Here is an 11,975-nt window from a genome sequence, read left to right as displayed (position 1 = left end):
CTGATGCCGGGAGTTGATGCCGGGCGCGCGGCACGCCACGCAGCAAGCCTTCGGCGCGGAGGCGCCCCTAGCGGATCTCCGGCAGCACCTCCGCCGGCACCGCGAAGCCCAGCGCCATGCCGCGGGCCATGCTGACCAGCACGCCCGCCACCGCCCAGCCGCCCTCCTCCGGCAGCTCGACCAGGATCGGCGAGCCGGAGGCGCCGCGCGTCGCGGTGCAGTCATGCAGCAGCATCGGTCGCCCGAGCCCCTGCATCCTCTGTCCGACCACGCGGCAATCGGGATCGGCCATCAAGACCTCCCGCCGGTCCTGCTGGTAGCCGCCGACCATCGTCCGGTCGCTCGAGAGCGGCATCCGGCGCAGCAGCGGCAGCACGCGGTCCGGCGTGCCGAGCGGGCTGTCGATGGTCAGCAGCGCCCAATCCGCCCATTGCGGGCCGGGCGTTCGGCTGGTGGCGTCGTAGTCGGGATCGACGCGGATCGCGGTCACGCGCGCCTCCGCCACCCGCCGTCCGCGGTCGTAGCCGAGCAGGAAGCGGAAATCGGCCGCGGGCATGATGCGGTTGCCGTCCTCGCCGCGGCCCACCAGGCAATGCGCCGCGGTGATCACGCTGCTCGGCCCGACGAGCGCGGCGGTGCAGATCGTGTTCTCCCGCTGCAGCCGGCCGACGCCGCGCCAGGGCGTATCCGCCAGGTTCACCGGTTCGCGCGGGTCCACCCGCCCGATCCCGATACGCTGCGGCTGGCGGCGCGCGGGCTCGGCCTCGCCGGGCTCGGCCGGTGGCCGGGCCGCCGAAGGCCGCGACGTGCCCTGCGACGGGGGCTGCCGCTGCGGCTGGCCCTGCTGCCTCCCCTCGGGGGTGATCAGCCAGTCCGGCGCGCGGCGCAGCTCGATCTGCGGCCGGCCGCGCGGCTGCGGGTCGGTCATCCAGGCCGGCGGCGGACGCAGCTCGACCTTGGGTGTGGCCTGCTGCGCGGCCGCGGGAGTGCCCAGCAGCAGCAAGGCCAGCGCCGCGAGGAATGGGGGCTTCATGCGCCCTAATCCATCGCCGGCAGCGCGGCGGCCGGCACCGCGAAGCCGAGCGCCATGTCGGCGCTCACCGAGGAGGCGACGCCGGCCACGCCCCAGGCACCGCCGGGCAGCTGCACCAGCAGCGGCGCGCCGCTCGTGCCCCGCGTGCCGGCGCAGTCATGCACCAGCGTCGGTGGGCCGGTGCGCGAGCGGTTCAGGCCGATGATGCGGCATTGCGCATCGGCCAGCAGCACCTCCGGCCGGTCCTGCTGGTAGCCCGCCAGCATCGCCGGCGTGCGCGGCGCCGGCACGTCGCGCAGCACCGGCAGCGGGCGATGCGGCGGGCCGAGCTTCCGGTCCAGCGTCAGCAGCGCCCAGTCGGTGCCCGAATCGCCGCGTTCGAAGTCGTAGCCCTCGCCGATCACGAAGCCGGTCACCCGGGCCTGCGCGGTCCATTCGCCGCGCTCGTAGCCCAGCAGGAAATGCACCGATCGCGGCTGCACCATGCGGCGCGTCCGGATCGAGACCAGGCAATGCGCCGCGGTCAGCACCCGGTCCGGCGCCACCAGCACCCCGGTGCAGCGCCCGCCCAGCTCCGTCTGCACCCGCCCGAGCGACTCCCAGGGCTGCAGCCGGCGGTTCACCGGCCGCCGCGGGTCGTCGGAGCCCACGCCGGGCAGCAGCACGCCCGGCGGCCCGGGCCGCGCCTGCTGCGCCGCCGCCGGCAGCGCGAGGAGCAACAGCGCGAGGGCAGCGCGGATCAGCATGAAGCCAGCAGCTCCGCCACGAAGCGCGGCACGGTCTCCGTCGCCGGCCCGTGCCGTGCCTCGTCGAATTCGCTGCGCACCGCCGAGGCTTCGAGGTTCAGCTCCACCGTCCGGGCACGCCCCCGCACCTCCGCCACGAAGCCGGCGGCCGGATAGACCTGCCCGCTGGTGCCGATCGCCGCGAACAGGTCGCAACGTGCCAGCGCGGCGCCGATGGCGTCCATGTGCAGCGGCATCTCGCCAAACCATACCACATCCGGCCGCATCCCGCCGGCCTGGCCGCAGGCAGGGCAGGGGTTGGCGGTGGAGAGGTCCTCCTCCCACGGCATCACGGCGGCGCAATGCCGGCAGCGTGCCTTCATCAGCTCGCCATGCATGTGCAGCAGGCGGCGGGAGCCGGCGCGGTCATGCAGCGCATCCACGTTCTGCGTCACCAGCAGGAAGTCGCCGGGCCAGCGCGCCTCCAGCTCGGCCAGCGCGCGATGCGCGGCATTCGGCACGATGGCGGGATCGCGAAGCTGGGCGCGCCGGGCATTGTAGAAGGCATGGACGCGGGCCGGGTCGCGGGCGAAGGCCTCGGGCGTCGCCACATCCTCGATCCGCACCTTGGCCCAGATGCCATCCGCGTCGCGGAAGGTCGCGAGGCCCGATTCCCGGCTGATGCCGGCGCCGGTCAGGATGACGAGAGACGGGGCGGCCATGCCGCATCCTACCCCGCCGCGCGGGGCTTCGGCAGCCCGTGGATCAGCCAGGTCAGCAGCCCCGCCAGCGCCACCAGCAGCCAGGGCACCGCGTTCGCGCCGGCCAGGTCGGCCGCGACGCCCATCAGCCCCGGCAGCACCGCCACCCCGGCCATCGCCGCCGCCACCTGGAAGCCGATGGCATGCACCGCATGCGGGCCGAGCCGGGCCGGCGTCAGCGCCATCATCGTCGGGTAGACCGGCGCCAGCAGCGCCGCCATCAGCAGCAGCGAAGCGAGGTCGGCGAAGCCCAGCGCGAAGCCCGTCGCTGCCAGCACCACCGGCGGCATCGCCAGGCGCAGCAGCCGGTCGGCGCCGATGCGGTCCACCACGAAGCCCATCGCGATCCGCGCGCCCGCCAGCCCGGCAAAGAACAGCGTCGCGGCGAGCGCGCCTTCCGCCGGCGTCGCGCCCCGCGCGCCGAACACCGTGGCGGCCCACTGTCCGGCGCCGGCCTCCAGCCCGGTATAGACGAAGAACACCGCCATCTGCCGCCGCACCAGGGGCACGCGCAGCGCCGCCAGCGCGGTGACATGCACCGCCGCATCGGCCGCGGGCCCGTCGTCCCAGCGCCGCCGCGTCGCGACGAAGGCCAGCGAGAGCAGGGCAAGCGCGGTGCCAACCGCGGCATAGACCGCCTGCCAGCCTGCCCCCGCCGCCAGCAGCGCGGCCGCTGCCGCGGGACCGAGTGTCGCCCCGATGCCCCAGCAGGCATGCAGCCAGTTCAGGTGGCGCGGCGCGAAATGCTTCGCCGAATAGGCGTTGAGCGCCGCATCCACCGCGCCGCCGCCCAGCCCCGCCAGCACGGCAAGCGCCACAAAAATCAGGAAGGGCGGGGCCGTCGCCTGGCCGAGCGCGGCCAGGGCCGTGGCGGCGACGCTCGCCGCCAGCACCCCGCCGATGCCGAGCACGCCGATGATCCGCCCGGCCAGCAGCCCCGCCAGGATGTACCCGGCCGAAAGCCCGGCGAGCACCAGGCCGAGCCCGGCATTCGGCAGCCCATAGGCCGGCGCCACTTCCGGCCAGAGCGCGCCGGGCAGCGGATCGGGCAGGCCGAGGCCGACGAAGGCGAGATAGGCGAGGGCGAGAAGCGGCACCCGCCTGCTCTACCGCCTGGTGCCGCCGGCCGCACCTGCCGGCGGGCGGGCGTGGATCAGGAGGTCGGCGCCGGCGTCCGCGGCTGGCAGGAGCGCGGCGGCGCGGGCATCTGTGGCGGCGTCCGCGGCGGGTCGGCGCTCTGCGCCAGGATCAGCGGCGGCTCCGCAGCAGGGGAGCCGGCAGCCGGCATCATCAGCGGCAGGGCCAACAGGCAGGTCAGGAGGACGCGGCGCATGGACCGGACGCTATCATCGCCGCGCCGCAGCGGGGAAGCGAATCATGCGAGTTCGTATTCCACCTCCGGCACGTAGTGCGCCGATTCCTTGCCGAGGCGGGAGGAGAACAGCGTGAAATGCTCCACCGGCACTGGCGGCGGGCGGAACAGCGCATGGGCCTGCAGGAAGGAGACGAGCTTGTGCGTCTCCGCCCGGTCGGTGCGCGCCAGCGTGACATGCGGGGTGAAGCGCCGTCGCTCCGGCTCCAGCCCCACGCGCTGCAGCGCGGTCTCCACCTTGCCCTGCAGCCGTCCCAGCGCCTCCGACCGCTCGGCGGGCACATGGAGCGAGACGATGCGCCCGCCCTTCTCGAAGGTGCCGATGCCGGAGAGCGCCAGGTCGAAGCGCGGGGCGCGGATGGCGGCGAGCGCGGCATCCACCTCCTCGGCGCGCCAGGGCTCGATCTCGCCGATGAAGCGCAGCGTCAGGTGGTAGTTCTCGGGCGGCACCCATTTCGCGCCGGGGATGCCCCCCGACAGCGCCGCAAGCTGGGTCTTCACCAGGGCAGGCAGGGTGAGGGCGACGAAGAGGCGCAGCATGGGGAGGCCCTCCGCGAGTCACGCCGCCCGATCGCTGCAGGGCCGAAGGCCCGTAGGCGTGAATCGGTCGGCCAGCATCCCTTCAGCCTGCGGCCGGAACGGGCACGCGGTCCAGAAGGGTTTCGATGAAAGGAAGCATCCGCTGGGCGATCAGGTTCGCCCCGTCCGCCGTCGGATGGATGCGGTCGGGCTGGTTCAGCGCGGGATTGCCCGCAACCCCGTCCAGCAGGAAAGGATAGAACACGAGTTCCGGCCTCTCGCGGGCCAACTCCTCGAAAACGGCCGAAAATTCCAAGCCGTAGTCGCGCCCGAGATTGGGTGGCGCGACCATGCCCGCCAACAGTACCGGGATGTTCCGCTGCTTCAGCCGGTCCAGGATGCTCTCCAGGTTTGCCCGCATCTGCGCCGGCGTCAGGCCGCGCAGCCCGTCATTGCCGCCGAGCGCCACGATCACCGCCTGCGGCCGGTCAGCCAGCGCCCAGTCCAGCCGTGCCCGCCCCCCTGCCGTGGTGTCGCCGGAGACGCCGGCATCGATCACCCGGACGTTGCGCCCCTTCTCCCGCAGCAGCGCCTGGATCCGCGCCGGCGGCCCTTCCTGCCGCGCCAGGCCGTAGCCCGCGGTGATGGAATCGCCGAGCATCAGCAGCCGCACCTCGCCGCCCGGCGCGCCCTGCGCCCTGGCGACGCCGGTCGCCGTCAGCAACATTGCGATACCGGCCGCCGTCTTTTGCAGCGCCGCACGGCGACCATATCGGGGCGAACCGCCGGAGAGACCCGTGACCGACCACAAGCCCCCCTTGATCCAGGCCAGCGGCCTCGTCTTCACCGCGCAGGCGGCCTCCGGCCCGGTGCAGGTGCTGCGGGGAGTGGACCTGTCGGTGACGCCCGGGGAGGCGGTGGGGATCGTCGGACCCTCGGGTTCAGGCAAGACTTCGCTCCTGATGCTGCTGGCGGGGCTGGAGCGGCCGACCTCCGGCCGCCTGTCCGTGGCGGGCCATGACCTCGCCGGGCTCGACGAGGATGCGCTGGCCCGCTTCCGCCGCGATCAGATTGGGATCGTCTTCCAGGCCTTCCACCTGGTTCCCACCATGACCGCGCTGGAGAATGTCGCGATCCCCCTGGAATTCGCCGGGCGCCGCGACGCCTTCGACCGTGCGGCGGAGTCGCTGAAGGAGGTCGGGCTCGGCCACAGGCTCGAACACTACCCCGGCCAGCTCTCCGGCGGCGAGCAGCAGCGCGTGGCGCTGGCCCGCGCCGTGGTCGCGGAGCCGGGTCTGATCCTGGCGGACGAGCCCACCGGCAACCTCGACCGCGCCACGGGGGCGGTGGTGATGGACCTGCTGTTCGGGCTGCGCGCGCGGCTCGGCACCACGCTGCTGCTGATCACGCATGACCCGGCCCTGGCCGAGCGCTGCGGCCGGCAGGTCCGGATCGAGGATGGCAGGATCGTCAGCGACACGCCGGCGATAAGGCTGGCCGCGGAATGAGCGCCGCGACCGGCCCGGCCGGCGCCGCCCTTGCCGGCGGCGCCAGCCCCCTCCGTGCCCATCTGACGCACGGGCTGCGCCTCGCCCGACGCGAATTGCGCGGCGGGCTGAAGTCGCTGCGCATCGTCCTCGCCTGCCTCGCCCTCGGCGTCGCGGCCATCGCCGCCGTCGGCACGCTGCGCGCCGCGACCGAGGCCGGCCTCGCTGCCGACGGCGCGCGCCTTCTGGGCGGCGACATCGAGGTCCGCACCAGCCAGCGCCCCATGCCGCAGGCCGCGCTGGCCTGGGCCACGTCCCGCGGGGCGGTGGTCTCGGAAGTCATCGAGATGCGCGCCATGGCCGTCGCCCCCTCCGGCGAGCGCAGCCTGGTCGAGCTGAAGGCAGTGGATGGCCGCTACCCGCTCTACGGCGAGCTGATCCTGGCCCCGGCCGAGGCGCGACTCTCGCCCGCCAGCGTTGCGCTGGAGGCCTCCGTGGCCGAGCGCCTCGGTCTCGCGCCCGGCGACACGGTGCGCATTGGCGATGCGAGCTTCACGCTGGCCGGCCTGATCGCCACCGAGCCGGACCGCATCGCCAGCCCCGCCGTGCTGGGCCCGCGCGCGATGATCCTGGCCGAGGCCATCCCCGCCACCGGCCTGGTCCAGCCGGGATCGCTGATCAACTACGACACCCGCGTGAGGCTGCCGCCGGGCACCGATCCGCGCGCCTTCGCCCGCGACTGGCAGCAGGCGCAGGGCGATGGCGGCTGGCGCGTGCGCTTCGCCGGCCAGGCCGAGCCCGGCGTGAACCGCTTCCTCGATCGCGCCGCCTCCTTCCTCACCCTGGCCGGGCTGACGGCGCTGCTGGTCGGCGGCATCGGCGTGGCCACCGGCGTGCGCGCCTGGCTGGAGGCGCGCGGCCGCACCATCGCGACGCTGCGCTGCCTCGGCGCGCCGGCGGGCACGATCCTCGCGACCTACCTGATCCAGGTACTGGCGCTGGCGCTGCTCGGCATCGCCATCGGGCTTGCCGCCGGCTTCGGCCTGACCTGGCTGGCCGCGCAGGCGCTGGCCGGCGCGCTGCCCGTGCCGCCGCGCTTCGGCATCTACCCGCGCGAACTCGGCCTCGCGGCGCTCTACGGCCTGCTGACCGCGGTAGCCTTCGCCCTCTGGCCGCTCGGCCGCGCGCAGCGCATCCCCGGCGCCGCGCTGTTCCGCGACACCGTCACCGCGACGCCCGGCTGGCCCTCCCGCGCGCTGATCCTGGCCAATGTCGCGGCCGCGCTGGCGCTGGCGCTGCTGGTGGTGGCGACCGCCGAGCAGCCGCGCTTCGCCATGGGCTTCGTCGCCGGCGCGGCGATCACGCTGCTGCTGTTCCGCCTTGGCGCCACGCTGCTGATGCGCGCGGCGCGCGCCATGCGGCATGTGCGCCGGCCCGCCTGGCGGCTCGGCCTCGCCAACCTCCACCGCCCCGGCGCGCCGACGCCGACCATGCTGGTGGCGCTCGGCATCGGCCTGACCACGCTCGCCGCCATCGCCACGATCGAGGGCAACCTGCGGCGGCAATTGCAGGAGCAATTGCCGGACGCCGCGCCCTCCTTCTTCTTCATCGACATCCAGAACGACCAGGCGCCGCTTTTCGACCGCCTGGCCCAGGCGCAGCCCGGCGTGCAGGACGTTCGCCGCGCGCCCTCCATGCGCGCCCGCGTCGTCGCGGTGGATGGCGTGCCGGCCGAGCGGATGGTCGTCGCCGAGGATACGCGCTGGGCGCTGCGCGGCGACCGCGGCCTGACCTATGCCGCGACGCCGCCCGAGGGGACGAAGCTGGTCGCCGGCGAATGGTGGCCGGCCAATTACGACGGTCCGCCGCTGGTGTCCTTCGACGCCAATATCGCCGCCGGCTGGGGCGTCGGGCTCGGCTCCGTGATCACCGTGAATGTGCTGGGCCGCGACATCGACCTGAAGATCGCCTCGCTGCGGGAGATCCAGTGGCGGGGGCTGGGCATCAACTACGTCATGGTGGCCTCGCCCGGCCTGCTGGAAGCGGCGCCGCACACGCATATCGCCACCGTCCGCAGCACGCCGCAGAGCGAGACGGGCGTGCTGCGCGCCATCACCGATGCCTTCCCCAACGTCTCCGGCATCCGCGTGCGCGATGCGCTGGAAGCGGTCGCCGGGCTTCTTTCGCGCGTCGGCGTGGCGTTGCAGGCGACCTCCTCCGTCACGCTTCTGGCGGGCATGCTGGTGCTGGCCGGCGCCGTGGCCGCCGGGCAGCGGCGGCGCGTGCGCGACGCGGTGGTGCTGAAGACCGTCGGCGCCACGCGCAGCCAGATCCGCGCCGCCTGGCTGGTGGAGTTCGGCATCCTTGGCCTGGTCGCCGGACTGCTGGCCGCCGCCGCCGGCTCCGCCGCCTCCTGGGCGGTGGTGCGATTCGTGATGCGTGGCGAATGGATTTTCCTGCCGGGAACGCTTGCCGTCGTCGTGGTCGGCTGCGTGCTGCTGACGCTGGCCTTCGGCTATGTCGGCACCGCGCTGGCGCTGCGGGCCCGGCCGGCGCCGCTGTTGCGCAACGAGTAGCGGCGCGCTTCCCTGGACCGATGGACCAGCCACTCGCCGAGCCCGACGCCGCCCGCCTGCGCCATGCCTTCGCGCTTGCGATGCAGGCCCGGCAGCGCGGCGACCGGCCCTTCTCCGCCGTGATCGTCGCGGAGGACGGCGCCATCCTGGCCGAGGGCCTGTCCACCCAGGGCGCGGGCGGCGGCGGCACGCTGGCGCATTCCGAGATGAATGCCTGCCAGGCCGTCATCGCCGCCAAGGTCCCGCGCGAGCGCCTGCGCCGGGCCACCATCTATTCCTCGGGCGAGCCCTGCGCCATGTGCTCCGCGGCGATCTTCTACACCGGGGTCGGGCGCGTGGTGTACGGTCTCTCGGCGGCCGCCATCCTGCACCTGCGCAACGCTCAGCCGCACACCGCCGGCCTCTCCCTCTCCTGCCGCGCCGTGCTGGACAGCGCGGCGGAAAAGGTGGAGGTCGTCGGCCCCTGCCTGGAAGCCGAGGGCGCGGCACCCCACCAGGGCTACTGGGTCACCGGCGCGGCCTGACGGCGCCGTCATGGTGCAGTGCAGGAACTGCTCCCTCACCTGTTGATCCGGATTACAGAAACTCCATATAATGGGCGACGCCGGGACGGCCCTCTCCACCCTCGTCCCGCCGGGAGGACTTTCTCACCATGGCTTTCGGTCCCGACAACCGCTTCCAGACGGGCGGCTCGGCCTGGACCCAGCCCTTCGGGCGGGCCTCGGCCGTTGACGCCGCCCAGCTCGATGAGGGTCTCAGGGCATACATGCTGCGCGTGTACAACTGGATGGCCTCCGGCCTCCTGTTGACCGGCATCGTCGCCTTCCTCATCTCCAGCAATCCCAGCATCGCCAGCATGTTCTACGAGGTGGTGCGGACGCCGCGCGGCAACGCGACGGTGCCGACGATCCTCGGCTGGATCGCGATGTTCTCGCCCCTGGCCTTCATCCTGGTGCTGAGCTTCGGCATCAACCGGATGAGCAAGACCGGCGCGCAGGCGCTGTTCTGGGCGTTCTGCGCGGTGATGGGCGCCTCCATGGCGAACATCTTCGCCATCTACACCGGCGCCTCCATCGCCAGCACCTTCTTCATCACGGCCGGCATGTTCGGCGCGGTCAGCCTCTACGGCTACACGACGAAGGCCGACCTGACGAAGCTGGGCAGCTTCATGATGATGGGCCTGATCGGCATCATCCTGGCCAGCATCGTGAACATCTTCATCGGCAGCAGCGCGCTGCAGTTCGCCATCAGCGTGATCGGCGTGGTGGTCTTCGTCGGCCTCACCGCCTACGACACGCAGCGCATCAAGGCGGACTACATCGAGCACGCCTACGCCGAGGGCACGGAGCTTGCCGGCAAGCGCAGCGTCTTCGACGCGCTGGGCCTCTACCTGAACTTCGTGAACCTGTTCCAGCTGCTGCTGCAGTTCATGGGCGTGCGCCAGAACAGCGAGTGATCCTCGCGGCGCACACCGCAACGACAAGAGGCTGAACGCCCGTCACACGAAACCCCGGCAGCCCTCTGCCGGGGTTTTTCGTGCGGCTGCCGCGGTCGTGTTGGGAAGGTGTCTCTTCGCCCCCGGCAGGCAGCGCAGCCGCGCTGTCAGCCGGTTCGACCCAAGCCGCAACGGGTGCCCCACTTCCCAGCCAGGCAGCGGCAGCCGCTCAAAAATACCCGTCGCGTTTCTTGCGTTCCATGGAGGCGTCCTGGTCGCGGTCGATCAGGCGGCCGGCGCGTTCGCTCACGCGGCTTTCGCGCAATTCGGCGATGACGGCGTCGATGGTCGCGGCGCGGCTTTCATGGGCGGCGGTCAGCGGCCAGTCGCCCATGGTGCGGAAGCGCACCCAGCACATCTCGACCTGTTCGCCTTGCAGAAGCGGCATGCGCTCGTCGTCGCGCATGATGATCATGCCGTCGCGGCGCAGGATCGGGCGTTCCGCGGCGTAGTAGAGGGGGACGATGGGGATGTCCTCGGCGGCGATGTAGTCCCACACGTCGAACTCGGTCCAGTTCGACAGCGGGAAGACGCGCATGCCCTCGCCCTGGTTGATGCGCGTGTTGTACAGGCCCCAGAGTTCCGGCCGCTGGTTGCGCGGTTCCCAGGTGTGGCCGCTGGTGCGGTGGCTGAAGACGCGTTCCTTGGCGCGCGCCTTCTCCTCGTCGCGCCGCGCGCCGCCGATGGCGGCGTCGAATTTGTGGGCATCGAGCGCCTGCTTCAGCGCCTCGGTGCCCATGATGTTCATGTGGACCTGCGACCCGTGCTCGATCGGGTTGATCCCCCGCGCCAGGCCGTCCGGGTTGGTGTGGACGATCAGGTTCAGCTCGAGCTCCGCGGCGCGGCGGTCGCGGAAGTCCAGCATCGCCCGGAAATCCCAGCCGGTGGCGATGTGCAGGCAGGGGAAGGGCAGGCGGCCCGGCGCGAAGGCCTTCTGCGCCAGGTGCAGCACCACCGAGCTGTCCTTGCCGATGGAATAGAGCAGGACGGGATTGCGGAAGCTTGCGGCGGTCTCCCGCAGGATGCCGATGGCCTCCGCCTCCAGGCGGCGCAGATGCGGTGTCAGCCGGCTCGAGGGCGCCGTTGCCATGCTTGCTGGAATCCTCGGAAGGTGCGGTCCGGAGCGCGCCAGATCGCACGACCGCGGGTTGCAGGAAACCCCTGCGCCCGCGCGGCGTCCACCATACACGGCGCAGACGAGCGCTCGACCGGCGCTTGAGGCGCGAACGAATACTCTCAGCCGGACTTCAGCACGCCCTGCAGCTTCTCCGACGCCGCGGCCTTGTCGGTGCGGTCGATGGCGGCGAGTTCGGCCGCCAGGCGGTCCAGCGCCTGTTCGTAGATCTGACGCTCGGAGAAGGACTGGTCGGGCTGGCCGGCGTTGCGATGCAGGTCGCGGACCACTTCCGCGATGGCCAGCGGGTCGCCCGAATTGATCTTCTGCTCGTATTCCTGCGCGCGGCGCGACCACATGGTGCGCTTGATCCGCGCCCGGCCGCGCAGGACATCCAGTGCCTCGCGGATCAGCGCCTCGCTGGCCAGCTTGCGCAGGCCGGAGGAGGCCGCCTTGTTAACCGGCACCCGCAGGGTCATGCGGTTCTCCTCGAAGGTCACGATGATGACCTTGAGGGAGAAGCCGGCGACCGGGATCTCCTCGATGCCCTGCACCTGGCCGACGCCATGGGTGGGGTAGACGACGTGGTCGCCCGACTTGAACTCCACCTGGGGCGCACGGGCGCGGGGCGGGGGTGTGGGCGGCCCGCCCATCACCGGCCGCTGCGGCATCGGGCGCGTGGGCGGGGGCGGCGAGTCGGCCGTGGCGAGCGAGGGCGCGGACGGCTTCACCGGCGGCGGGGCGGGCGCGACGGCGATGGGGGCCGTGGCGGGCGCGGCCTCCTCGCGTCGCGGCGGCTGGTGGCCGGCCTCGCCGCGGGGCGGGGCCGGTGGCGGGGCCATCCGCACCGGCTGCGCTTTCGGGGCGGCAGCCCTGGGTTCGGGCGGCGGAGC

At 72.9% G+C, this 11,975-nt stretch carries 13 protein-coding genes; 4 read left to right on the top strand and 9 right to left on the bottom strand.

All coding sequences use genetic code 11. The annotated features are described in order from the left end of the window. Positions 1-67 precede the first annotated feature (67 nt). The 7 genes from E4T13_RS22920 to E4T13_RS22890 all read right to left on the bottom strand — a co-directional run bounded on the left by E4T13_RS22920 (position 68) and on the right by E4T13_RS22890 (position 5,137). Positions 68-1,033: a trypsin-like serine protease gene (locus tag E4T13_RS22920; RefSeq protein WP_137180658.1), complete on the bottom strand. Its 966-nt coding sequence runs from the start codon at positions 1,031-1,033 to the stop codon at positions 68-70. 5 nt (positions 1,034-1,038) lie between these two features. Then, positions 1,039-1,779, bottom strand: coding sequence for a trypsin-like serine protease (locus E4T13_RS22915; protein WP_137180657.1), 741 nt, complete (start codon positions 1,777-1,779; stop codon positions 1,039-1,041). Then, a complete protein-coding gene (cobB, locus tag E4T13_RS22910) occupies positions 1,773-2,480 on the bottom strand; it encodes a Sir2 family NAD+-dependent deacetylase (RefSeq protein ID WP_137180656.1) in 708 nt (235 codons plus the stop codon). Before cobB ends, E4T13_RS22915 begins: the two co-directional genes overlap by 7 nt. Positions 2,481-2,488: 8 nt before the next feature. Further along, on the bottom strand, positions 2,489-3,616 hold the full coding sequence (locus E4T13_RS22905) for a sugar MFS transporter (RefSeq protein ID WP_137180655.1): 1,128 nt from the start codon (positions 3,614-3,616) through the stop codon (positions 2,489-2,491). A 56-nt stretch (positions 3,617-3,672) separates the two neighbouring features. After that, positions 3,673-3,852, bottom strand: coding sequence for a hypothetical protein (locus tag E4T13_RS22900; RefSeq protein ID WP_137180654.1), 180 nt, complete (start codon positions 3,850-3,852; stop codon positions 3,673-3,675). 42 nt (positions 3,853-3,894) lie between these two features. Then, positions 3,895-4,431, bottom strand: coding sequence for an RNA 2',3'-cyclic phosphodiesterase (gene thpR, locus E4T13_RS22895; protein ID WP_170985170.1), 537 nt, complete (start codon positions 4,429-4,431; stop codon positions 3,895-3,897). An 82-nt stretch (positions 4,432-4,513) separates the two neighbouring features. Then, on the bottom strand, positions 4,514-5,137 hold the full coding sequence (locus E4T13_RS22890; RefSeq protein ID WP_137180653.1) for an arylesterase: 624 nt from the start codon (positions 5,135-5,137) through the stop codon (positions 4,514-4,516). A gap of 91 nt (positions 5,138-5,228) precedes the next feature. Between E4T13_RS22890 and E4T13_RS22885 the strand changes: the two genes are divergently transcribed. The 4 genes from E4T13_RS22885 to E4T13_RS22870 all read left to right on the top strand — a co-directional run bounded on the left by E4T13_RS22885 (position 5,229) and on the right by E4T13_RS22870 (position 9,929). Further along, entirely contained in the window at positions 5,229-5,918 is a 690-nt protein-coding gene (locus tag E4T13_RS22885; RefSeq protein WP_206030296.1) for an ABC transporter ATP-binding protein, read from the top strand. Continuing rightward, positions 5,915-8,473: an FtsX-like permease family protein gene (locus E4T13_RS22880; RefSeq protein ID WP_137180651.1), complete on the top strand. Its 2,559-nt coding sequence runs from the start codon at positions 5,915-5,917 to the stop codon at positions 8,471-8,473. Before E4T13_RS22885 ends, E4T13_RS22880 begins: the two co-directional genes overlap by 4 nt. A 20-nt stretch (positions 8,474-8,493) precedes the next feature. Further along, positions 8,494-8,997 carry a nucleoside deaminase gene (locus E4T13_RS22875; protein ID WP_137180650.1) on the top strand — a complete coding sequence of 168 codons (504 nt, stop codon included), beginning with the start codon at positions 8,494-8,496 and terminating at the stop codon, positions 8,995-8,997. A 128-nt stretch (positions 8,998-9,125) separates the two neighbouring features. Next, positions 9,126-9,929 (top strand): Bax inhibitor-1/YccA family protein, encoded by an 804-nt coding sequence (locus E4T13_RS22870; protein ID WP_137180649.1) that lies wholly within the window; start codon positions 9,126-9,128, stop codon positions 9,927-9,929. Positions 9,930-10,137: 208 nt separating this feature from the next. On the opposite strand, the gene cysD is transcribed toward E4T13_RS22870, so the two are convergent. Beyond that, the gene (gene cysD, locus E4T13_RS22865) at positions 10,138-11,058 is read right to left on the bottom strand and encodes a sulfate adenylyltransferase subunit CysD (protein WP_137180648.1); all 921 of its coding nucleotides are present in this window, start codon (positions 11,056-11,058) and stop codon (positions 10,138-10,140) included. A gap of 146 nt (positions 11,059-11,204) precedes the next feature. Next, on the bottom strand, positions 11,205-11,924 hold the full coding sequence (locus E4T13_RS30025; protein ID WP_240791275.1) for a CarD family transcriptional regulator: 720 nt from the start codon (positions 11,922-11,924) through the stop codon (positions 11,205-11,207). Between the last annotated feature and the right edge of the window lie 51 nt (positions 11,925-11,975).

Origin of the sequence: Roseomonas sp. AR75 (genome assembly GCF_005222815.1) — a bacterium.
Classification (GTDB): Bacteria; Pseudomonadota; Alphaproteobacteria; order Acetobacterales; family Acetobacteraceae; genus Falsiroseomonas.
The sequence above is the reverse complement of the archived record's forward strand: the minus strand, read 5'-3'. Positions and strand labels throughout refer to the sequence as shown.